This window comes from Marinobacter sp. DY40_1A1 (genome assembly GCF_016597815.1).
In the GTDB taxonomy this organism is placed as follows: Bacteria; Pseudomonadota; Gammaproteobacteria; order Pseudomonadales; family Oleiphilaceae; genus Marinobacter; species Marinobacter xiaoshiensis.
Genome location: NZ_VCHA01000001.1, coordinates 685,127 through 708,573, shown reverse-complemented (window position 1 = coordinate 708,573; position 23,447 = coordinate 685,127). Strand labels below are relative to the sequence as shown.

The following is a 23,447-nucleotide window of genomic DNA, read 5'->3' as shown; positions in this document are numbered from 1 at the left end:
ACGAGTACTTGCACACCCATCGATTCAGTGCGTTTGGTTCGCACATATCCCTATTCGTGCCTTAGCTATGTGCAGAGAATTCACCCCAAACCAACAGGAATCTACCGGATTGTGGACTCAGTGCCCCCCCCAAGTTTGATTTAAATACTCCCAGAGCCTCAAAGTTTGGTTTGAACATATCCGGAACCCTGAACTTTGGTTTGCACATACCTAAGGCCAGTATTAAAAGCAGGGTAAGCTCTATCTCGTCTCGTGCGTTAAAAGTGGCTCAACAATATCCATCCACCTACCCCAATCAGCGTAAGTCCACCAAAGGCTTCCGCTCTATTACCCAATACGGAGCCGACAGTCCGCCCTAACATCACTCCCAGCGTCACCATGGAGGTAGTAGCAATCCCAATCAGTGCTGCAGCAGCCCAGATATTTACATCAATAAAGGCTAGCCCCACCCCGACAGCCAGGGCATCAATGCTGGTGCCAAATGCAGTCAAAGAGATTTTGAGAAAGGAGTGCCTAGAAGGTTTTTCTATATCCTCCGCACCGGGTCTGACACTTTCGTAGATCATGTGTAAGCCCAGAGCCACTAGTAGAGCGAACGCGATCCAGTGGGCCCATGAATCAACGTAAGAGGATGCCGTCTTGCCAATCAGCCAACCTATCAAGGGGGTTACGGCTTCAATTGATCCGAAAATTAATCCCATTCTTAGGGCTTCGGAAAAACGGGGGTTTTTAAGGCTTGCTCCCTTGCCGACTGCAGCAGCAAAGGCATCTGTAGACATAGCAAAGGCAAGCAAAAGAAGGGCTACTGGGTTCATCACGTCACTCCGGCCGGGCATATTGAGTCCACGACATATCCACACGCCCGACCTCAGGCATGAATATATCGATGGTCTCGCCAACCGAAGGGTGTTCGCACCATGGCATGTGGCCAAGTATGTTGATACGAACTCTTCCGACTATCGGAAGCAGGCTACTCCCCAAAGAGTGCGCTACTCTAGCAATTGTTTATAGCGACCTCAATCCCACTTTAGATTTGCGCCTATTCGTGAGGCTTCTATGTGCGGCCGATACAATGTTACAGATTCGCCTGAAATCAGATCTCTCATGGAGCAGCTCGGCTTGCCCGGCATAGCTCCGAGGTTTCAGCACAACGTGCCGCCAGGAGGTACTGGTGAATTTGTAATAGAGGCGGCCGACGATCGATATCTACTGCCGGGCATTTGGTCGTTACTGATTGAACCCAGGCCTGAAGGCTTTGGTTACCGCCCTAACCCCAAATTCCATACCTTCAATGCCCGAAGTGATCGACTAACCAGCAGCCCTCTCTGGAAGAAAGTGTACCCGTCGAAGCGCTGCATCGTTCCAGTAAGCGCCTTCCATGAATGGCAAGGCAAGCAGGTCTACAACATTCATCCTCTGAATGAAGCCACTGCCTTGGCCGGCCTGTGGCAATCGTGGCACTTCGGTGAAGAGCAGGTAAATTCGTTTACCGTTATTACACTTCCACCCCACCCTAGATTTAGCCATATTCATCCAAAGAGCATACCGCTGATGCTTCGCCCTAAGGACTTTGATCTTTGGTTGGATCCAGACTTCCATCAAGTGGAGGCGTTTCAAGCTCTAATGCAAACACACATTCCCGCACCACTAGTCTGCGAGCCAGTCCGTGGTACGAACGATTTGAAACCAATAGGAAATGCTGAAATTCTGGCTGCAGATTAACTTGCGGCAAAGCGGACCAGATAAGTCTCATCTGCCCACTTTGTCCCATGCATACAGACTCTTTAACTACTCTGTACTATGACGACCCACACGCTCCAGTCCCTTTTCCAGAGTTTGTTCGATTTCACTGCGCAGCCACTTTGGCTCAAGAATATCGCAATGAATTGCCTGCGCCGTTAACCACCATCGCAGGTCTTGGGTATCTCCTACCGTCACGGATATTTCAAAAGTGCTGTCATCTATCTCGCTGGTGATCTGATCAAAACCCAGTGGAGATTCAATCAAATGGTTCAGTGCTGGTTTGTCGCACCGAAGCCTGAGGAACACTGGCTTATTGGATTTCAGTATGCCCATGGCACCTGAGCGTATGTATAGATCCAGATCGAAATCTTCCTCGCGCTCCACTGGCTGCTCTACCAGCTCTCCCGCTGTTGCCCTATGCAGCACCAACTGGCGTATGCATTCCCTACCCTCGATAGTTCCAATCAGATACACATTCGGATCCCTGAAGATCAAACCGAATGGGTGAACGATAATTTCCTCTGGCTCCGGCCAGCTCCTAGCTTGGTATGTGAGCTTGCATTGGTATTCACGCAACAAAGCCTCAGTAACCGTTTCCAACACATCTGCATCAATTGCTGGGCGATTGCCGGATAAGCCGCGATTGATAACGCGTACATGGTTCGGCCATTGGCCCAGAGGATTGCGCTCTCGCGACAAAGTTCGGTGCGCTTCATTAAAGTGTGGCTGCAGGTGGGACAGCGCCCTGGGCGGGAGCATTGGCGTAAGGTAAGCCCTGGCCAGTTCAAATGTCAGTGCCGCCGGGAGGTCCAGCGCCGGGATGATATCCATGGTGGCCTCTCGATCGAACGACCACTGAAAGGGCCTTGCGCTCTCGTCTACCAGCAGCGGGAAATCTGCACTCAGTTTTTCCAGGTCACGCTGTATTGAGCGCATGGTGACTGAAAAACCTTGCTCTTCCAGTCGCTGCACGAGTTCGGTTGTTGTTATTGATTTAGGATACCGAGGCACCATGCGTAACATGGTGAGATAGCGAACAGCGGTGCTGGACAAAATAGAGCTCCTGATGTGACGGACATGATATTCACTTTAACCTACCAACTATCCATCGCCCGTCAACATCAAAAAAGCGCCATTACTAAGAGTAACGCCCCCTTTAACCACGAATACAGATCGGTTGCAGCTCTCAATTTACTGCTAAGCATTCACTTGCTGCCATTCCTCCCTAGCAAGCTCTCGCTGGCGATCAATAAACTCGGCCAAATCCTCCAGGCTGACCAGCCATGTGGACTTTTGTGACCCACCCCGCCAAACGGGTATAGGCAAGGCATGCCGCCCGGCCCGAACCGACGCTTTCACAGGCGATAAGCCAAAGTATTTTTCGCAGATAGTTGCCAATGTGACCACTGGCTCACCGTACTCTGCCATTAATGCAAAATAAGTCGAAACCCGGTTCATAATAAACTCCCTATCCATCACTGTATTCACAGCTTATCGACAACAGATGGTTTCAAGTGGCGGTAAACAGTGTTTTTTGCGCGCTTGAGACAGCGCTTTGCATGGCTAATCCCGATTGGGAATAGCAGGCCGCCATGGCCAACCCTCGTATTTATCATGTGATTCCTGCCGGCTAATGTGCGTGTAGCGCTGGAGCATTGCCCAGCTTTGGTGACCTGAAACAGAGGCAACGCGGGGAATCTCCCACCCAAGCTCAAACAGCCAACTAATGCACTCATGCCGAAGATCGTGAAACCGCAGGTCTTTGATCCCCAAAAACTGGCAATAAGCATGAAAGCGAGTGCCAATCGATTTTGAGTTACTGGGGAAAATACGTTTATCGATTTTTGGCTGTCTCTGAATGATCGCCCAAGCCTCCTCCGTAAGGTAAACAACCCGGTTATTGCCTTCCGCACCGGTCGGGCTTTTCATATCAGAAACAACTACGCTTCGATTGCGATAATCGAGACTCGCCCATTCGAGGCGACAAATTTCGCTTTGGCGTCGAGAAGAAAATAACGCAAACAAAACAATATCGGCTATTGGAATAGAGCGCTTTCCTGAGGGCTTGGCGGCGTACTCCAGGAGGCGATTAAGTTCTTCAAGCGTAGGCCGTCGATCCCGCTTCTTGGACTTCCCCACTAGCCGTTCTCGCCTACATGTTTCAGAAGCATCATTTAGCGGTTCCAGGGCGGCGGGTATGCCCCAGGCTGAACGAGCGGTTTTGAATACCGACCGAAGCCAGATGAGGTCATTGTTAATCGTCTGTGGTTGAACACGCTTTCCTTGCGCATCCGGTTTTCCGCGATTAACAACGTGGGCAACAATTTGCTGTGTAGTCAGCTCGATCGCATCCATCTCCGCAATATCGAATGTTTTCAAGTACTCCAAATGATGGCGTTTGCTGCGACCAAAGCCACGTCCAAACTCATCAAGATATCGGTCAATCAGATTCTCAACCGTAACGCCCCGGTGCTGTATGCGAAGGAGCGCCCCAGGCTCCTGGAGTTCAAGCTCCCGACGACTACTCCAGTCCTTGGCCAAGGCTTTTCGATCAAAGGTTCGGCTCTCCTGATACACAACTTTGCCGTCACGTTTGACCCTCACATCTGCGCGATAGGCTTTGCTGCCATCAGCGCGCTTTCTAGCCGTGATTGATGCCATGCGTTACGCCCCCTCCCAACAAACGACTACCAGGACCAACGGCCTGTTCCTAACCAAAGGATATTCGTCGGAAAACAGCATTTGTGACGGCAAACGTACTTTTTTGACGACATCAGGAGCCCATCGGCTTTTACGCATAGGGCGATACCAACCCAATACACCGGCTAAATAGTTTTCCTGATAGAATCGGCAATTCGAATAGCCCGTTTGAACGTATCGTTCAGGCCACGAGCTTTGCTTTGAAGGTTGGCCAAACACGGGGCCAGATTTGGGTGCTACAAGCCCGAGTCTGTAGCACTCTTGTAGCACCGAGACCCTAAAAACGGGCAGAATTGAGCAATAAATGATCAAAAACGCAGCTTCAGAAAACCTCCAAAACCACCTCTCAACCCTTGAAAACACTGGGCTTGAGCCATCCCGGCGCTTTTGCGTCGCGCCGATGATGGATTGGACCACGCCGCACTACCGATACCTCGCTCGCCTGCTAAGCCGGCACACCCTGCTTTATACCGAGATGGTCACCACAGGCGCGTTGATTCATGGGGATACAGAGCGGTTTTTGCGCCACGACCCTGCGGAATACCCTCTGGCACTCCAGCTTGGAGGCAGTGATGCGGGGGAGCTGGCGCACTGTGCACGGCTTGCAGAGCAGTTCGGCTTTAGCGAAGTAAACCTGAACGTTGGCTGCCCCAGCGACCGGGTTCAGAACAATATGATTGGCGCCTGCCTGATGGGGCATCCAGATAAAGTGGCAGAGGCCGTTCGGGCGATGATTGAAGCTACCCGCCTTCCGGTTACGGTAAAACATCGCATTGGCATTAACGGCCGGGAGTCCTGGGAAGACCTTTGTGAGTTTGTTGAGAAAGTGGCGGCCGCCGGCTGTCGCACGTTTATTGTTCATGCACGCATCGCGATTCTTGAAGGGCTCAGTCCAAAGGAAAACCGGGATGTTCCACCGCTGAAATACGCCTGGGTGTACCGCCTGAAGCAAAAATACCCGCACCTTGAGATCATCATCAATGGCGGCATAAAAACCTTTGAAGAATGTAATGAGCACCTGAAACATACAGATGGCGTAATGCTCGGCCGTGAGGCTTACCACAACCCCTGGCTTCTGGCGGGCGTGGACTCGGAGTTCTTTGGCGCCAAGCCCCCTGCTACGAATCGCCACGGTGCACTTAGAGCCATGTACCCGTTTATTCAGAGCGAACTGGAGCGCGGTGTATTCCTTGGCCACATGTCCCGGCATTTCCTGGGGCTCTTCCATGGTATGCCCGGTGGCCGTCAGTTCCGCCGCTACATCAGCGAAAATGCCCACAAACCGGGCGCGGGTCTGGAGGTGATTCAGGTGGCTCTCGAGAAGGTTCCTGAATCCTGACCGCAACCTTACCTTTTGCTGTCTTGTTCCTGCCTTTACAGCCCGTTATTGTAGAAGCATTACCCGCATCCGGGATTTGGATGTGCTGATAAAAATATCAACCGGGACGACTACACGAATGACCAACAAGCTCGACCAACTGAAAACCATGACCACGGTAGTGGCAGATACCGGCGATATTGGTGCTATTGCCCAATGGCGCCCTGAAGATGCGACCACAAACCCTTCATTGTTGCTGAAAGCGGCGGCTTCGGATGCTTATCGACCAATGCTTGAGCGCGCCGTAGCCATAGCCCGTAAACAGGGTGGCTCCGATGCAGAGCAGTTAACTCTGGCTACGGATATGCTCGCTATTCTGGCAGGCCAGGAAATTCTCAGCTTGATACCAGGGGTGGTTTCTACAGAAGTTGATGCACGTTTGTCGTTTGATACCGAGGCCACGCTCAAACGGGCCCGCCGCCTGATAGAGCTATATGATCAGCAAGGCGTAGATACCAACCGGGTTCTGATCAAAATTGCAGCCACCTGGGAGGGCATCCGCGCTGCGGAGATACTTGAACAGGAAGGTATTCGTTGCAACCTTACACTCCTGTTCTCTTTTGTTCAGGCCGCTGCCTGTGCACAGGCCGGCGCCTTTCTGATTTCACCATTTGTTGGTCGCATTCTCGACTGGCACCTCGCAAACAGCGGTCGCGACCACTTCCCTGCGGCCGAAGACCCCGGCGTACTCTCCGTCGCCCGAATTTACAATTACTACAAGGCAAATGGTTACAGCACTGTGGTTATGGGTGCCAGTTTCCGTAATATTGGTGAAATCGAGATGCTCGCCGGCTGCGACCGGCTTACTATCAGCCCAACGCTACTGCAGGAACTGAAGAACGACAATGGCAGCCTGGAGCGCAAGCTTTCAGCCAGCAATGCTTCTTCAACGGACGGTTTCGGGGTTCTGGATGAAAAGCGCTTCCGGTGGGAGTCCAACGAAGATGCTATGGCCACTGAAAAACTGGCAGACGGCATTCGTCGCTTTACCATTGACCAGATTGAATTGGAAAACCGGGTTCGCCAGCTTGCCTCTAAAGCAGCCTGAATCCAGTGTATTTTTAATCCACCCAAATAGCTGCGTCAGATTATGATTGAGAGCCTTAAAAAGCTGTTTAGTGCACCGGAAACGGAGCATCATAAACCCGATGAACATCAGCTCGCGATTGCTGCGACCGCGTTGATGGTTCAGCTTTCACGGGTGGATAGCGAGCAAGATGAGCGAGAACTCCAGGCGATCATTGACTGCGCCATAAGAGCTCATAATCTGACCCGCGAAGAAGCGGAAGACATCCTGCGCACTGCGCTGAATCAGGCAGAGGACGCCACGTCTCTTTACGAGTTTACCGGGCAAATTAACGAGGCGCTGGATCAGGATGCCAAGCAATCACTGCTGGAGAACATCTGGCATGTTGCCCTTGCTGATGATCGCATCGACAAATACGAAGAACACCTTATTCGCCGTATCGCTGACTTACTGCATCTTAATCACCGGGAATTCATGCAGGCACGGCACCGGGCGGAGAGCGCACGCTCTTAGCCTGAACACCACTTAGGAGACAGCATGCTAGCCATACTTCACCCCAATACGCCTCTGGATAGCGACGCCTATCGGCAGACAATGCAATATCTGGAACACCTGCCAGGCGTGACCGTGCGGGTACATGAGATTCAGGGCGTCAGCCAGCGGTTGACAGAAATATACCTGTTGGGCGATACCAAGCCGCTGGATAAAGAAGATATCGAAGCCCTACCAGCTGTTGAGCGTGCTATCCGAATTTCCGAGGACTACCGGATTCTTGGCCGCCACCGGGACGACAACCGACAAACAGGTTTCAGCTACAACGGTGTCGACTTCAACCAGTCGAATCTTAATATTTTCGCAGGGCTCTGCGCCGTCGACATTCCAGAACACGTTGAGATGATGCTGAAAGCTCTGGAAGAAAATGGCCAGGTGTGCACCCGCATGGGTGCCTACAAGCCGCGGACCAACCCGTATTCGTTCCAGGGGCATGGCAAGGGCTGTCTGCCCTGGGTATTTGAAAAAGCCGGCAAACACGGCATCAAAGTGGTGGCCATGGAAATCACCCATGAAAGCCACATTGAAGAAATTGATACTTGCCTTGAAAAGCTCGGACGGCCCACGGGCGTCATGCTTCAGGTAGGCACCCGGAACACCCAGAACTTCGAATTACTGAAAGCCATTGGCCGGCAAAGCACTTATCCGGTTCTGCTCAAGCGCGGCTTTGGCATTACCCTGAACGAGTCCCTGAATGCTGCGGAATATCTCGCCAGTGAAGGCAATGCAAACGTTATTTTCTGTTTGCGCGGCATGAAAACCGAAGCCGGCCAGCCGCACCGCAACATGGTGGATTTCGCCCATGTGCCCGCGGTCAAGCGGCTCACGCGCATGCCGGTCTGTGTCGACCCGTCCCATTCTGTGGGCACCCGGGAAAAAGCCCCGGACGGCATCCTCGATGTCATGCACGCGACGGCCCAAGGCGTGGTTGCAGGGGCCAACATGGTGCTCGTGGACTTCCACCCGAAACCGGAGAAAGCCCTGGTCGACGGGCCTCAGGCACTGCTTATGAACGAACTACCTGCCTACCTTGAAGATATACATCTGTGCCACGACACCTGGAAAAAGCGCCAGGCCATTTACCAACGTTTAAAAGGTAACGCACCGGAATGATCGTCTACGGACACCGGGGGGCTAAAGGTGAGGCCCCCGAAAATACCCTGCCCGGATTCAGGCACGCCTACCGGCAGGGTGTAAGGCATTTTGAGCTGGATTTAGTACTTTCCAAAGATGGGAAGCCGGTATTGGTGCATGATCTGACAGTCGACCGTACCACCGACCAGAAAGGCGAAGTAGCCCAATATACCGCTGCGGAACTTGCCGCAATGGACGCTCGCAATAACACAAGCCCATGGCCCTCCCCAGCGGGTATCCCTTCGCTTGAAGATTTGTTGGATCAGTTTCAGGATCTTGAACATCTGCAGCTTGAAGTAAAGTCAGACAGTCGCGCGAGGCTGAATATCCTCTGCAATCGGCTAACCGAGATCATTCAACACCGGAATCTCTACCAAACGGCTGCGATAACCTCGGCAGACACCTGGTTTCTGAAGGAAATTCGCAGAAGGAACAAGCGCATTCGCACGGGGCTGGTAGCAGAGCGGCGCTTTCCCAGGCCAATTGGGCTGGCTGCAAGGTTGGGCTGCGAATATTTATGCATCAACTGGAAGCTGTGCTCACCACAACTCGTGGAAAATGCACGTCGCAGAGAAATGCACGTATCCTGCTGGACCGTAAATAGCATCCAGGACATGCTTCGGCTCGAAGCGATGGGCATAGACAGCGTTATCACAGATTACCCAACAAGCACACGCATGTTCTTCGATAACCGCGCACGCTCTTCCCTGTCGCTACCTGAACGCAATGAAAACAAGCAGGCGGATAATATAGTATTACCCGCCGACTGATTCTGAACCGGTCAGAAGATCCGGTTCAGACCATTCAACGCCGCCACCCGATAGGCTTCTGCCATGGTCGGGTAATTAAAGGTGGTGTTGATAAAGTAGTTCAGTGAGTTGGCCTCACCTTCCTGATTCATGATGGCCTGGCCGATGTGGACAATCTCGGCAGCCTGGTCGCCAAAGCAGTGTATACCCAGAATTTGTCGGGTTTCACGGTGGAACAGGATTTTCAGCATCCCCACAGCTTCACCAGTAATCTGCGCCCGGGCAAGATCCTTGAAGAAAGCCTGGCCCACTTCATAAGGCACTTTGGCTTCCGTCAATTCACGCTCGGTTTTACCCACAGAGCTAATTTCGGGAATCGTATAGATGCCCGTTGGCACATCCGTCACAAACCGGAAATAGTCATCATTAACGATGTCTGAAGAAGCAGAACGGCCCTGATCATACGCTGCACTTGCAAGGCTTGGCCAACCAATCACGTCGCCTGCTGCATAGATGTTATCCACCTCGGTTCGGTAGTGTTCATCTACTGCCAACTGGCCCCGACTATTTGGCGTTAAGCCAATGTTCTCAAGCCCCAGGCTATCAGTGTTGCCACTTCGGCCGTTACACCAGAGAAATGCATCTGCGCGGATTTTCTTACCCGATTTCAGCGAAAGAACCACACCGTGGTCGTCACCATCAACAGAGTCGTATTCCTCATTGTGGCGCACCAGAACACCGTTATTGCGGAGGTGATAGCTCAGCGCATCGGAGATTTCGTCATCGAGGAACGACAACAAACGGCTACCCGGGTTGATCAGGTCAACCTTCACACCCAGGCCCGCGAAGATAGATGCGTATTCAGAGCCAATAACACCGGCGCCATAAATAATCAGCGTGCGAGGTGTATGGGAAAGATTAAGAATGGTGTCTGAGTTGTATATCCGGTGATGGCGGAAGTCCAAATCGGGCGGCAAATACGGGCGCGAGCCAGTAGCAATAACAACCTGTTTGAAATGCAGGGTTTCGACCGACTTGTTACCGCGAACTTCCAGCCGGTTCTTGTCCAGAAACGATGCGCGCCCATTGATCAAATCTACCCGGTTACGGGAATAGAACTGGGTTCTGAGCTTTACCTGCTTACCAATTACCTTCTGTGCACTTTGCAGTACCCGGGGAAATGAGAACCAGCGAGGCTCACCGATGTCCCGGAACATCTGGTTGGTGTTGAAGGTAATGATCTGCTTGACCGAGTGACGCAAAGCCTTGGAAGGAATCGTACCCCAATGGGTGCAGTTGCCTCCCACTGTAGGCTTGTCTTCAACGATAGCAACACGCTTGCCATGCTTCGTCGCATTCATTGCCGCACCTTCACCTGAAGGTCCCGCACCGATAACGACGACGTCGTAATGATGTTCTGCCATGCGCGCAGTGACTCCTTATCTACGTCGTGAAAAGTAGTTGTAATTATTCAAACTCTGCAGGCGGCTGCTACTTCCGGCCAGCCTTGGAAGCATCGTAAGCCAGGTCATCCGCCGCTACCGCTTCAGACGCCACACGCTGGTTTTCTTCCTCACACTTTTGGGTGTTGCCACCGCAAATATCACAGGATGAACTGATCCCAAGTGCGCCAATACCGCCGCAAGTACCGCTGATTGGCTTGCGCCCGAAAATAACACCAACGGACATACCGGCCACCAGCAAAACCACTATTAACAAAACCAAAAGAAAGGTACCCATGTTGCCCTCCCCTTACTGAGTAACGTAGGAAGAAAACGCCGGAGTCTGGTGGGACTCAAATCCGCTTTCTGTCCGGATAATAAAATAGGCAGGAATATTCTCCCGCGTTGCGAGCGCACTTGCCCGGGCATACCCCATCACTGTGAAACCGGTGGCCAGCGCATCTGCCGTCATGCTGTCTTCAGCAATCACCGTGACAGAAGCCAGGTTATGCGAAATCGGCTGTCCAGTTTCAGGGTCTATTGTATGGGATAAACGACGCCCTTCCGATTCGTAATAGTTACGATAGTCACCGGAAGTTGCCATCGCCTTTGAAGGCAGAGTAACAATACGGTTTACGGTATGCCCCTCACCCTCTGCAGGTTGCTCAATGGCAAGCCGCCATACACTGCCATCCGGCTTTTTCCCCTGAGTGCGCACTTCCCCACCTATCTCTACGAGATAAGCCTTTATGCCCTCACTATCAAGGTAACGAGCCACCACGTCTACCCCATAGCCTTTAGCGATGGCAGACAGGTCGATATACTGAGGCGAGGAAGCCCTTACAGCAGGCGGATCTGCCCGCAGCGAAAGGGTTTCAAAACCCGTTGACGCCAGAGCTCGTGCCAATTCCTCGTCAGAAGGAACCTCTACAGGCCGTGCATCGGGCCCGAAGCCCCAAAGATTGACCACTGGCCCGATAGTTATATCGAAGGCACCCTCAGTCAGGCGTGAAATCTCTGCCGACCGGGACAGCACTTCAAAAAGTGGGCCAGATACCGGGGTCCAATCCGATTGATCTTCAAGGCGGTTAAGCTTTGACAGCTCGGAGTCGCCCCTCCAGGTCGACATGGACGCATCAACTCCGTCGAGCGCTTCTTCAATGCCTTGTGCCAATGCTTCAAGCCGCTGGTGATCCTCCGGCAAAACCACACTAATGTGGTAGCTGGTGCCAAACACAGGCCCTGAGATCTCCCAGATTTCTTCATCTGACTGAAACGAGCAACCCGCCAGGGCCACCAGTACCAGCATCATCATGATGCTGGTAAAGGCCGCCCGGGCGGGTTCAAAGATACTGGATGTCATGTGAAAGGTTTAACCTCCGAAGTCATCCAGCATAATGTTTTCTTCTTCTACACCCATATCCTTCAGCAGCTTGATTACAGATGCGTTCATCATTGGGGGCCCACACATGTAGTACTCACAATCTTCCGGAGCAGGATGGTCCTTCAGATAGTTTTCGTAGAGTACGTTGTGGATAAAGCCCGTTGGGCCTTCCCAGTTGTCCTCAGGCTGTGCGTCTGAAAGAGCAACGTGCCACTCGAAGTTATCGTTCTCTTTGGCAAGCATGTCGAAGTCTTCCACGTAGAACATCTCGCGAACACTACGAGCGCCGTACCAGAAGCTGATCTTACGCTTGGAGTTCAAACGCTTCAGCTGGTCGAAAATGTGGGAACGCATTGGCGCCATACCGGCACCACCACCAACAAACACCATTTCAGCATCTGTTTTCTTGGCGAAGAACTCACCAAACGGCCCCATTACTGTTACCTTGTCACCCGGCTTGAGGTTGAACACATAGCTGGACATGATGCCCGGCGGGTGATCAGTTCCCGGAGGTGGTGTGGCAATACGGATATTGAACTTGAGAACACCCTTCTCTTCCGGGTAATTTGCCATGGAGTATGCGCGAACAGTATCTTCCCTATTGATGGCCTTGTAGCGCCAGATGTCGTGCTTATCCCAATCACCATGGAATTCCTTCTCGATATCGAAATCCTTGAAGTCGATTTCGTAAGGAGCACACTCCAGCTGTACATAACCACCGGCACGGAAGTCAACTTCCTCGCCTTCCGGCAACTTGAGCACCAGCTCTTTGATGAAGGTGGCAACGTTATGGTTGGAGACAACCTCGCACTCCCACTTCTTGACGCCGAAAAACTCTTCCGGCACTTCAATCTTCATATCCTGCTTAACCGGAACCTGACACGACAAGCGCCAACCTTCTTTTTCTTCACGGTTAGTGAAGTGGGTCTTCTCAGTAGCGAGCATCGCGCCGCCGCCTTCAAGAACCTTACACTTGCACTGTGCACAGGTACCGCCGCCACCGCAGGCAGACGACAGGAAAATCCCACTGCCCGCCAAGGTGCCCAGTAGTTTGTCACCGGCTTCCGTTTTCACGGTATGTTCCGGATCGTCATTGATTTCGATAGTCACTTCACCGGTGCTTACCAGTTTGGATCTTGCCGCGAGGATGATCGCGACAAGCGCCAGAACGATAACGGTGAACATGACCACGCCGAGTATTATTTCTGTATACATGGTCTCGCCTTTTCGTTAAACCGAATCACCGGGTGAATTACAGGGAAATCCCTGAGAAGGACATAAAGCCAAGGGACATCAAACCAACAGTAATGAAGGTGATGCCCAGGCCACGGAGCCCGTCTGGAACGTCGCTGTACTTCAGCTTTTCACGGATACCTGCCAGAGCAACGATGGCCAAAGCCCAGCCCACACCCGCACCAAAGCCATAAACCACACTTTCGCTGAACGTATAATCACGCTCTACCATGAACAGTGCAGCACCCATGATGGCGCAGTTCACCGTAATCAACGGCAGGAACACGCCCAATGCGGAGTAAAGTGCCGGGATGTATTTATCCAGAATCATTTCCATGATCTGAACGATGGCCGCGATAACACCGATGTAGGTGATCAATCCAAGGAAGCTCAGATCCACATCAGGCAAGCCAGCCCAGGACAACGCGCCCTCACGCAGGATGTTGTTGTAGATCAGGTTGTTAGCTGGAACTGTCAGGGTGAGAACCACCACCACAGCAATACCAAGTCCTGTCGCCGCTTCAATCTTCTTGGAAATGGCAAGGAACGTACACATGCCCAGGAAGAACGCGAGTGCCATGTTCTCAATGAAAACGGCTTTGAGGAGCAGACTGATATAGTGTTCCATCAGAAGGCCTCCTTATGGGTGTGGCGGGACATTTTGTAGTCCTCTTCTTCAACTTGCTCCGGCATCCAGGTACGCAACCCCCAGATAGCCAGGCCAATGATAAAGAAGGCACTTGGCGGCAACAGAAGCAGGCCGTTGGTGATATACCAGCCGCCTTCGTTAACCGGTGTCAGCAGGGTTACGCCAAAGAGCGACCCGGCACCCAGCAATTCACGGAAAAATGCCACGAACAGCAGCATGATCGAGTAGCCCATGCCGTTACCGACACCGTCGAGAAAACTCAACCAGGGGCCATTTTTCATGGCGAAGCCTTCGGCACGACCCATAACGATACAGTTGGTAATGATCAGTCCAACGAATACCGATAATTGCTTGCTGATTTCATAGGCATAGGCCTTCAGGATCTGATCAACCACGATAACCAGAGAAGCAATAATGGTCATCTGCACGATGATCCGGATGCTGCCCGGTATCTGTGTACGCACCAGCGATACAGCCAGGTTGGAAAATGCGGTAACAGCAATAACCGACAGGCACATAACAATGGTTACGTTCATGCTGGTAGTTACGGCAAGTGCAGAACAGATACCAAGGATCTGCAGCCCGATGGGGTTGTTACTGAATATCGGTTCGAAAAGAACCTGTTTGGCGGTCATTTCAGACATGATCAGGCCTCCCCTTCACGAAGTTTCTTGAGGAACGGTGCGTAACCCCGGTCACCCATCCAGTAATTGACCAAGTGCTCAACGCCGCGACTGGTCAGTGTTGCACCGGAAAGCGCATCAACCTTGTGCTCTTTATCGGCTGCGTTGGCGCTTACGCCACCCTTCATCAGGCGGATCTGGGGCTCGGTTTTATCCTCACCGTAAAGCTCTTTGCCAACCCACTGGGATTTCCAGCGCGGGTTATCCACTTCACCGCCCAAACCAGGTGTTTCTGCATGGGCGTAGAAGCCAAGGCCTTCAATAGTGTTCAGATCGCCTTCAAGAGACACAAAGCCATACAGTGTAGACCAGAGGCCATAGCCGTGAATCGGCAATACCACTCGCTTCATTTCCCCGTTTTCGCTCAAGGTGTATACCTTGGCAATGTTAGGGCGACGCTTGATACCAGCCTTGTCTTCAGACGACGGAATCTTGGTTGACATCTTTGGGTCTGAGGCGGCTTTGTACATGTCGTATTTCATTGGATCATTTACATCCACGAAAGACGGCTCTACATAATCACCGGTATCCAGATCGACCAGGCGCACATCAAACTGGGAGAAAACGCTTTCGATTTCATCGGCGCTTGCTCCACTTGGTAGCATACCCGCCGCCGCCAGAATATTGGTCTTGATGTCCAGATTCTGGTTCTTGATCTGGGCTGGGCGAAGCATTACCGCAGCGGTTGATACCACTACGGAGAACACGATACTCAGTACCAGAGCGACAAGCAGCGTTCTGGAGACAGTTTCTTTAGGCTTAGCCACGAGCGAGCCTCCGTTTAACGTTTGCCTGAACCACATAGTGATCCATCAGCGGCGCGAAAAGGTTGGCGAACAGTATCGCCAGCATAATGCCTTCCGGGAACGCCGGGTTAACAACCCGAATCAGAATGGTCATCACACCTACCAGAATACCGAAGCACCAGCGGCCGGTGTTGGTCATGGCGGCTGAAACAGGGTCGGTTGCCATAAACATCATGCCGAAGGCAAAGCCACCCATTACAAGGTGCCAGTGAGCTGGAACCGAGAACATGGGGTTGGTTTCGGAGCCGATAACGTTCATGAGAACAGCTGTGCCGATCATGCCAATCAACACACCACCAACAATTCGGTAGCTTGCAATGCGCATCGCGACAAGTGCCAAACCACCAATCATCACGGCGATGGTAGACGTTTCACCCATTGAGCCCTGAATGTTGCCAACAAAGGCATTCATCCAGCCAATGTTTGCTTCCAGCGCTTCCAGGCCACCACTTGCAGCCCAGCTCAGTGCAGTTGCGCCACTGAAACCATCAACAGCCGTCCACACGGTGTCGCCAGAGATTTGCGCAGGATAGGCAAAGTACAGGAAGGCACGACCGGTCAGTGCCGGGTTGAGGAAGTTTTTGCCAGTACCGCCAAACACTTCCTTACCAATCACAACACCGAAGGTAATACCCAAGGCTACCTGCCAAAGAGGAATCGAGGGCGGGCAGATCAGTGCAAACAGGATAGAGGTTACAAAGAAGCCTTCGTTTACTTCGTGACGACGCACGGTAGCAAACAGCACTTCCCAGAAACCACCAACGATAAAGGTCACCGCGTAAACCGGAATGAAGTAGGCCATTCCATATACGAAGTTATCCCAAATGCCGGCACCCGCTCCGGTTACCGCAAGAGCCTGGATAAAGGCAGTGCGCAATCCGCCGTCGGCGATCAGCGCATCAGGATTGGAAGCCAGGAAGTTGTTGGCCTGGAAACCAATATTCCACATGCCGAAGAACATTGCCGGGAAGGCGCACAACCAAACGGTGATCATTATGCGCTTCAGGTCTACACCATCGCGCACGTGTGAGGTTGTACCCGTTACTGAGCTGGGCGTATAGAAAATAGTATCGGCTGCTTCGTATAGAGCATACCAGCGCTCGTACTTGCCACCCTGTTCAAAGTGATGCTCGATTCCATCGAGAAACTGTCTGATAGACATTGTGTTAGCCCTCGATTTCGATTCGGGTCAGATTCTCGCGGAGAATCGGACCGTATTCATATTTACCCGGGCACACAAAGGTGCACAGCGCCAGATCTTCTTCTTCCAACTCCAGAGCGCCGAGCTTCTGAGCCATTTCCGTATCGCCTACAATCAGTGCACGCAACAACTGAGTCGGCAAAATATCCAGGGGCATCACCCTCTCGTAGGAACCCACTGGAACCATGGCACGCTCACTACCGTTAGTAGTGGTTGTGAAGTCAAACTTCTTGCCACCCAGAAACTTGGACAGGTAGATGTTAAGAACCGAGAACTTGTTGGCGCCCGGGGTCAACCAGCCAAGGAAATGCCGCTTGCGGCCTTCCTCGAGCAGGGATACCTGGTTTGCGAAGCGGCCAAGATAGGCAACAGGGCCGTCTCCACGACGTCCGCCAAATACAGAGCCGGAAATCGCGCGGACTTCACAACCGGTAGGTGTTTCGCCATCAACAAGTTCCGCAAGGCTTGCGCCAATACGAGTACGCACCAAACGCGGCTTCAATGCCTTGGGGCCGCCAAGAGCAACGACGCGGCTAACATTCAGCTCACCGGTGGTGAACAAGAGGCCGATATCGATCACGTCCTGGTAGTTAACTGCCCAGACCGTCTTGGTGGCAGAAACCGGATCAAGGTGATGAATATGGGTACCAACATTGCCAGCTGGGTGTATGCCATCAAACTGTTGAACGTCGATCTGATCTGATTTGGGAACAGAAACATTGGAGCCAGGCCGGCCAGTGACAAACACTTTGCCCGAAGTCAGGCGGCTCAGAATGGTCAGGCCGTTTTCGAAGGCCGCTGCATTCTCGGCGATCACCACCGTGGGATCTGCAGCCAACGGGTTGGTGTCCATAACGGAGACAAAAATAGAGTGAGGTGCGGAATCGATTGCTGGCACCTTGCTGTAAGGGCGCGTTTTCAGGGCCGCCCACAAGCCGGACTCAACCAGATTGTCGACCACCTGCTGACGCTCAAGACCCGCAAGGTCCGCAGCTTTGTAGCTGGCAAAGGTCTCAGCCTCATCGCCATCAATCTCGATGACAATTGACTGGAATACCCGTCGCTCACCGCGATTGAGTTCTTTCACCACACCAGCAGCAGGTGATGTATAACGAACGCCTTCGGTCTTCTTGTCCGTGAACAGCAGCGTACCGCGCTTGACACGATCTCCTTCTTTAACAGCCATCGTCGGCTTCATGCCGATGTAGTCGAAACCAATTAACGCCACATGGCGAATTGGCTTACCGTCTGTAATGGTCTGTTCGGGAGCGCCGCTGATGGGAAGATCCAGGCCTTTTTTGATCTTAATCATTAGCCTCATCCAATCATCAGAAACTATTTTGTGGATTCGTATTGCCTGACACCAGCGGCCCAGAACAAGTTGAGAAACAGGGAGCCAGACATACCCAAATTCGCGCCAATTATAGAGTTTAAGGCAAGCTATTTCCACCTGAAACGAGAACGGGTTTGTACGGGATTGTAAACCCACAGCAACCCGCCATCGTTAACAAAAAAAACCCGGCGACTTTCGACACCGGGCTCGTGGAACTGTCAACGCCAACTCAGACGCCTTCCATCAGTCGCGTGAGCGTTTCGGAAAGATGGGGTAGTTAATACCCGCCATCTGATTAACCACGCGGATTACCTGAGCACTATAACCAAACTCGTTATCGTACCAAACGTACAGAATCAAGCGCTTACCCCCGGCAATCGTGGCCTGGGCATCAACAATACCGGCATGCCGCGAGCCAACAAAGTCGGTCGATACAACTTCCGGCGAGTTCACGAAATCGATTTGCTTCTGCAGCTCTGAGTGCAAAGCCATCTCACGCAGATAGTCGTTTACCGTTTCCACATCAACCTCTTTCTTGAGATTGAGGTTCAAAATTGCCATGGATACGTTCGGGGTAGGAACACGAATCGCGTTACCGGTGAGCTTGCCTTTCAGCTCAGGAAGAGCCTTGGAAACCGCTTTTGCAGCGCCTGTCTCGGTAATTACCATGTTCAGTGCAGCACTGCGGCCACGGCGGCTGCCTTTATGGTAGTTATCAATCAGGTTCTGGTCGTTGGTGTAGGAGTGAACAGTCTCAACGTGACCATCTTCAATGCCGTATTCGTCGTAAATCGCCTTCAGTACTGGCGTGATGGCATTAGTGGTACAAGAGGCTGCCGACAGGATCTTGTCGTCGTCAGTGATCCAGTCGTTGTTGATGCCATAAACGATATTCTTGATGTCGCCTTTGCCCGGCGCCGTCAGAATTACGCGGCTAACGCCCTTGGACTTCAGGTGCAAACCAAGACCTTCTTCATCACGCCAAATACCAGTGTTATCCACAACAATGGCGTTATTGATGCCATGCTGGGTGTAATCCACCTGATCTGGACCGTTTGAGTAGATAACTTTGATGAAGTTGCCGTTGGCAATCAGTGCAGACTGCTCTGCATCAACGCGAATGGTGCCATTGAAGGGACCATGGACGGAATCACGACGCAGAAGGCTGGCACGCTTTTCAAGATCGTTCTCGGCACCGCCTTGACGGACCACAATGGCACGCAAACGAAGGTTATTACCGCCACCTGCCTTTTCAATCAGAATGCGGGCAAGCAGGCGACCGATACGGCCAAAGCCGTATAGCACAACATCTTTGGTGCCATTACTGGCGTCTTCTTCCGATTGCGCAGAATACTGACCAGCCACTGATCCAATTTCATTTTGCAAAAATTCGGCCAGATCACCGCCCTGCTCTTTAAACTTTACAGCCAGCTTGCCAATATCAACGTGCGCACGCCCAAGTTCCATCTGATCCATAATCTGCAGGATGGGCAAGGTATCGTTTACAGATAGCTCGTTATTTTCTACCTGACGCACATATCTGTGGGCGCGGATAATATCAATAACTGACTGGTTGATAATGGCGCGACCATATACCGAGGTAACAACGTTGTTCTTGCGGTAAAGGCGACCGATCAGCGGAATCATAGCTTCCGCCTTGGATTCTCTGTCCATCCAGTTGGATAGGCACTGGTTCGTCTGTTCGTGGCTCACGGTAGGGACCCCTGTTTCACACGTGGAATAATTCAGGTCGGGCATTATCCAACTTAAACAGGCTAACGGCAAATACGAACTGGCACGAACCTCTTAGACTTACCGCCATGACACTGGCATCTAGCGGCGTTAGAATAGCCGCCTCACCGGCTCCCCAACCCCCACAGCAGGAGAACACGACTGCCCATGAATCAAGGTGCCCCGACTTCCGCTTCGCCGCAAACACTGATTGCGCCGTCTTTTCCTGAAAAACCGGCCGATCATCGCACCTGGGGACAGTTGCATGGCAGCAGCAGCGCTCTTGCTATCTGTGAGAGCGCCAGGGCACACAAAGGGCTTACCCTGGTCATCACCCGCAGCACGGCCGAAGCTATCCGGCTGGAGCAATCCATGCGTTTCTTTCTGGGTTTGCCACCGGAGGAAGACGGCGCCACGGTGACAGAGGACGGCCTGGAGTTGCTGTCTCTGCCTGATTGGGAAACCCTGCCCTACGATCTGTTTTCACCGCATCAGGATATAACGTCACGGCGTATTCGCACCCTGCACCGCCTGCCAAGCACGCAGCACGGGCTTATTGTGGTGCCTGCCCGAACTCTGATGCACCGACTGCCACCTGTCAGCTACCTGCAGGGCAACACACTGTTACTGGAAACCGGACAGTCCCTGGATCTGGACAACTGGCGCCTCCAACTGGCTACTGCGGGCTATCGGCATGCCGAAAACGTTTACGAACATGGTGAGTACGCGGTTCGCGGCTCGATTCTAGATATATTCCCCATGGGCTCCAACCTGCCCTACCGGATCGACCTGTTCGATAACGAAGTCGAAACCCTCCGCACGTTCGACCCGGAAACCCAGCGTTCCATTGACCGGATTGAACGCATCGAGCTTCTGCCTGCCTATGAGTTCCCATGGCACAAAGAAGCCCGCTCTGCATTCCGTGGCCGCTGGTTCGAGCAGTTCCCGAATGCAGACAAAGAGTCCCCCGTTTACCAGGACGTGAGCAACGGCATCACACCGCCGGGCATCGAATACTATTTGCCGCTGTTTTTCGACCAAACAGCCACCCTGTTCGATTACCTGCCGACCACCACACAGGTGTTTACTGCTGAAGGGCTGAACGAAGCGGTTAGTCACTTTGATTCGGAAACCCGCAATCGCTACGAGGAGCGCCGGCACGACAGGCATCGCCCGATCCTTCCGCCTGGCAAGCTGTTTTTGCTGACTGATGAACTGTTTGGCCACCTCAAAGCCTTCCCGCGGGTAACCATGACCCCGGAAGTGGCGGAAGGCAGTGGCGCCGTCAATTGCCACAGCGAAGCGCTACCGGAAATCGCCATGAATGCGCGAGCGGCAGACCCTGCCGGCCGCCTGAAGCGTTTCATCAAGGACTTTGCCGGGCGAGTGTTGATTTGCGCCGAATCATCCGGGCGACGCGAAGCCTTGATAGATAACCTGGGAGAGCACCAACTGCGACTGCAAGCCTTTGAAAGCTGGCAGGACTTCCTGGCCGATAAGAAATCCACCCTGGGCATCACCGTCGCTCCGATGGAACAAGGACTGGTACTGCCTGAGCAGCATCTTGCGCTGATCACCGAAACGGCCCTGTTCGGCGAACGAGTACTACAACGTCGCCGCCGGGACAAACCGACAGAAGCGAATGACGACGGCTACCGTGACCTGTCGGAACTACGCACCGGCGCTCCGGTTGTACACATTGATCACGGCGTTGGCCGCTACCTTGGCCTTGAAACCATTACAGTTGAAGGGGAAGCCAGCGAATTTCTGATGCTCGAATACGCTGGCGGCTCAAAGCTTTATGTACCAGTATCCAGCCTGCACCTGATATCCCGCTACGCTGGAGCAGATGCAGAGCATGCCCCACTGCACAAACTGGGCACTGAGCGCTGGAGCACAGCCAAACAGAAAGCCCTCGAAAAAATCCGTGACACGGCAGCAGAGCTTCTGGATGTATACGCTCGGCGCGAAGCCCGTAAAGGCTTCGCCTTTGAAGATCCGAAAGAAGCCTACCGCGCGTTTGCAGCCGGCTTCCCTTTTGAGGAAACACCGGATCAGCAGATGGCCATCGAAGCTGTCTTCGAAGACATGACCAATGAAAAGCCCATGGACAGACTGGTGTGTGGAGATGTCGGCTTCGGCAAAACCGAAGTCGCCATGCGCGCGGCTTTCATGGCCACCTGGTCTGGAAAGCAGGTGGCGGTGCTGGTACCCACAACCCTGCTGGCCCAACAGCACTATGATTCATTCCGCGACCGCTTCTCCGACACCCCGGTCACTGTTGAATTGCTGAGCCGTTTCCGCAGCGCAACCCAAACCAACAAAGCCATGGAAGCCATTGAGAATGGAAAGGCCGATATTGTCATAGGCACCCACAAACTGCTTCAGGGCGACATCAAGTTCAAGAATCTTGGGCTGGTGATTATTGATGAAGAGCACCGCTTCGGCGTAGGGCAGAAAGAAAAGCTAAAAGCGCTTCGCGCCGAAGTGGACATGCTGAACCTTACAGCAACACCCATTCCCAGAACCCTTAACATGGCCATGGGGCACTTGCGTGACCTGTCTATCATTGCCACCCCGCCCGCACGGCGCCTGTCAGTGAAAACCTTTGTGCGCCAGCGCGACGACGCCATGGTTAAGGAGGCGATCCTGCGCGAAGTTCTCCGGGGTGGCCAGGTTTATGTTCTGCACAACGATGTGTCCAGCATTGAAAAAACCGCCGAGGATTTACGGCGCCTGGTCCCGGAGGCCCGAGTGGGTGTTGCCCATGGCCAGATGCGAGAGAGACAACTCGAAAACATCATGTCGGATTTTTACCACAAGCGCTTCAACGTGCTGGTGTGCACCACCATTATCGAGACCGGCATCGACATTCCCAGCGCCAACACCATTATTATTGAGCGGGCAGATAAATTCGGCCTGGCACAGCTGCACCAGCTCCGTGGCCGGGTTGGCCGCTCTCACCACCAGGCCTACGCTTACCTGCTGACCCCGCCACCAAAAGCTATAAGTGCGGATGCCAAAAAGCGACTGGAAGCCATTTCCGAAGCTCAGGATCTTGGCGCCGGCTTTATGCTGGCAACTCACGACCTGGAGATTCGCGGTGCGGGCGAGTTGCTGGGCGATGAGCAGAGCGGTCAAATAGAGAGCATTGGCTTCACATTGTATATGCAGCTGCTGGACGAAGCCGTGAAAGCTATTCGGGAAGGCCGCACACCCAATGCCGAACTGCCCTTGAGCCACGGCACGGAGATGAACCTGCGCATACCCGCACTGATTCCGGAAGATTATTTGCCTGATGTTCATAACCGGCTCATGCTCTACAAGCGCATTGCCAGCGTGAAAGACCGCGATGGATTAAAAGAACTTCAGGTTGAGATGATTGATCGCTTCGGATTATTACCGGAACCGGCAAAAAACCTGATACGACAAACCGAGCTACGGCTCCAGGCCGAAGCGCTGGGCATAGTGAAGGTAGACGCTGGCAAGGAGTGGGCTCGCCTTGAGTTTGGCAACTCTACCCCCGTAGACCCGCTTGTGCTGATTAAGAAAATGCAATCCGCGCCGGACGCCTATCGCCTTGAAGGTGCCAACAGCTTCCGTTTTCGGCTGAAGGACACCTCAACCAGTGGTAAACTCGACGGCATTTCCGCAATGTTGGGCGAACTACTGCCCGCAAAAAACGCGGCGACCGCCTGATTA

General features: G+C 52.9%; 21 protein-coding genes and 1 riboswitch. Of the genes, 7 read left to right on the top strand and 14 right to left on the bottom strand.

Annotated features, from left to right (window positions below; translation table 11 throughout):
• Positions 1–257: 257 nt before the first annotated feature.
• Complete coding sequence (mntP, locus tag FFI61_RS03265; RefSeq protein ID WP_200369252.1) at positions 258–815, bottom strand: manganese efflux pump MntP; 558 nt, start codon at positions 813–815, stop codon at positions 258–260.
• Between the two features lies 1 nt (position 816).
• Positions 817–991: riboswitch (yybP-ykoY riboswitch) on the bottom strand.
• Positions 992–1,056: 65 nt separating this feature from the next.
• Between mntP and FFI61_RS03260 the strand changes: the two genes are divergently transcribed.
• Positions 1,057–1,722 carry an SOS response-associated peptidase gene (locus FFI61_RS03260; protein ID WP_200369251.1) on the top strand — a complete coding sequence of 222 codons (666 nt, stop codon included), beginning with the start codon at positions 1,057–1,059 and terminating at the stop codon, positions 1,720–1,722.
• A 66-nt stretch (positions 1,723–1,788) separates the two neighbouring features.
• Here FFI61_RS03260 and FFI61_RS03255 read toward each other — a convergent pair whose 3' ends face one another.
• The 3 genes from FFI61_RS03255 to FFI61_RS03245 all read right to left on the bottom strand — a co-directional run bounded on the left by FFI61_RS03255 (position 1,789) and on the right by FFI61_RS03245 (position 4,404).
• Entirely contained in the window at positions 1,789–2,796 is a 1,008-nt protein-coding gene (locus tag FFI61_RS03255; protein WP_200369250.1) for a helix-turn-helix transcriptional regulator, read from the bottom strand.
• 144 nt (positions 2,797–2,940) lie between these two features.
• Positions 2,941–3,201, bottom strand: coding sequence for a pyocin activator PrtN family protein (locus tag FFI61_RS03250; protein WP_200369249.1), 261 nt, complete (start codon positions 3,199–3,201; stop codon positions 2,941–2,943).
• Positions 3,202–3,306: 105 nt separating this feature from the next.
• Positions 3,307–4,404 carry a tyrosine-type recombinase/integrase gene (locus tag FFI61_RS03245; protein WP_200369248.1) on the bottom strand — a complete coding sequence of 366 codons (1,098 nt, stop codon included), beginning with the start codon at positions 4,402–4,404 and terminating at the stop codon, positions 3,307–3,309.
• Between the two features lie 343 nt (positions 4,405–4,747).
• Here FFI61_RS03245 and dusA point away from each other — a divergent pair, with 343 nt between their 5' ends.
• The 5 genes from dusA to FFI61_RS03220 all read left to right on the top strand — a co-directional run bounded on the left by dusA (position 4,748) and on the right by FFI61_RS03220 (position 9,304).
• Positions 4,748–5,782 (top strand): tRNA dihydrouridine(20/20a) synthase DusA, encoded by a 1,035-nt coding sequence (dusA, locus tag FFI61_RS03240; RefSeq protein WP_200369247.1) that lies wholly within the window; start codon positions 4,748–4,750, stop codon positions 5,780–5,782.
• A gap of 118 nt (positions 5,783–5,900) precedes the next feature.
• Positions 5,901–6,869, top strand: a complete 969-nt coding sequence (gene tal / locus FFI61_RS03235) for a transaldolase (RefSeq protein ID WP_200369246.1) — start codon at positions 5,901–5,903, stop codon at positions 6,867–6,869.
• Positions 6,870–6,911: 42 nt separating this feature from the next.
• Positions 6,912–7,361: a TerB family tellurite resistance protein gene (locus FFI61_RS03230; RefSeq protein ID WP_200369245.1), complete on the top strand. Its 450-nt coding sequence runs from the start codon at positions 6,912–6,914 to the stop codon at positions 7,359–7,361.
• A 24-nt stretch (positions 7,362–7,385) separates the two neighbouring features.
• Entirely contained in the window at positions 7,386–8,513 is a 1,128-nt protein-coding gene (locus tag FFI61_RS03225) for a 3-deoxy-7-phosphoheptulonate synthase (RefSeq protein ID WP_200369244.1), read from the top strand.
• Positions 8,510–9,304, top strand: coding sequence for a glycerophosphodiester phosphodiesterase (locus tag FFI61_RS03220; protein WP_200369243.1), 795 nt, complete (start codon positions 8,510–8,512; stop codon positions 9,302–9,304). Before FFI61_RS03225 ends, FFI61_RS03220 begins: the two co-directional genes overlap by 4 nt.
• An 11-nt stretch (positions 9,305–9,315) precedes the next feature.
• On the opposite strand, the gene sthA is transcribed toward FFI61_RS03220, so the two are convergent.
• The 10 genes from sthA to FFI61_RS03170 form a co-directional block, all read right to left on the bottom strand.
• Positions 9,316–10,707, bottom strand: coding sequence for a Si-specific NAD(P)(+) transhydrogenase (gene sthA / locus FFI61_RS03215; RefSeq protein WP_200369242.1), 1,392 nt, complete (start codon positions 10,705–10,707; stop codon positions 9,316–9,318).
• A gap of 67 nt (positions 10,708–10,774) precedes the next feature.
• Complete coding sequence (nqrM, locus tag FFI61_RS03210) at positions 10,775–11,023, bottom strand: (Na+)-NQR maturation NqrM (protein ID WP_200369241.1); 249 nt, start codon at positions 11,021–11,023, stop codon at positions 10,775–10,777.
• Positions 11,024–11,035: 12 nt separating this feature from the next.
• Positions 11,036–12,088 (bottom strand): FAD:protein FMN transferase, encoded by a 1,053-nt coding sequence (locus FFI61_RS03205; RefSeq protein WP_200369240.1) that lies wholly within the window; start codon positions 12,086–12,088, stop codon positions 11,036–11,038.
• 9 nt (positions 12,089–12,097) lie between these two features.
• Positions 12,098–13,324, bottom strand: coding sequence for an NADH:ubiquinone reductase (Na(+)-transporting) subunit F (nqrF, locus tag FFI61_RS03200; RefSeq protein ID WP_200369239.1), 1,227 nt, complete (start codon positions 13,322–13,324; stop codon positions 12,098–12,100).
• A gap of 37 nt (positions 13,325–13,361) precedes the next feature.
• Entirely contained in the window at positions 13,362–13,970 is a 609-nt protein-coding gene (nqrE, locus tag FFI61_RS03195) for an NADH:ubiquinone reductase (Na(+)-transporting) subunit E (RefSeq protein WP_200369238.1), read from the bottom strand.
• Positions 13,970–14,635 (bottom strand): NADH:ubiquinone reductase (Na(+)-transporting) subunit D, encoded by a 666-nt coding sequence (locus FFI61_RS03190; protein ID WP_200369237.1) that lies wholly within the window; start codon positions 14,633–14,635, stop codon positions 13,970–13,972. The genes nqrE and FFI61_RS03190 overlap by 1 nt, the downstream gene beginning before the upstream one ends.
• A 2-nt stretch (positions 14,636–14,637) precedes the next feature.
• Positions 14,638–15,441 (bottom strand): Na(+)-translocating NADH-quinone reductase subunit C, encoded by an 804-nt coding sequence (locus FFI61_RS03185; protein ID WP_200369236.1) that lies wholly within the window; start codon positions 15,439–15,441, stop codon positions 14,638–14,640.
• A complete protein-coding gene (locus tag FFI61_RS03180) occupies positions 15,434–16,642 on the bottom strand; it encodes an NADH:ubiquinone reductase (Na(+)-transporting) subunit B (protein ID WP_200201106.1) in 1,209 nt (402 codons plus the stop codon). The genes FFI61_RS03185 and FFI61_RS03180 overlap by 8 nt, the downstream gene beginning before the upstream one ends.
• A gap of 4 nt (positions 16,643–16,646) precedes the next feature.
• Positions 16,647–17,993 (bottom strand): Na(+)-translocating NADH-quinone reductase subunit A, encoded by a 1,347-nt coding sequence (locus FFI61_RS03175; protein WP_200369235.1) that lies wholly within the window; start codon positions 17,991–17,993, stop codon positions 16,647–16,649.
• A gap of 264 nt (positions 17,994–18,257) precedes the next feature.
• Positions 18,258–19,727: a glyceraldehyde-3-phosphate dehydrogenase gene (locus FFI61_RS03170; RefSeq protein WP_200369234.1), complete on the bottom strand. Its 1,470-nt coding sequence runs from the start codon at positions 19,725–19,727 to the stop codon at positions 18,258–18,260.
• Positions 19,728–19,913: 186 nt separating this feature from the next.
• Between FFI61_RS03170 and mfd the strand changes: the two genes are divergently transcribed.
• On the top strand, positions 19,914–23,444 hold the full coding sequence (gene mfd / locus FFI61_RS03165) for a transcription-repair coupling factor (RefSeq protein ID WP_200369233.1): 3,531 nt from the start codon (positions 19,914–19,916) through the stop codon (positions 23,442–23,444).
• The last annotated feature ends 3 nt before the right edge of the window (positions 23,445–23,447 follow it).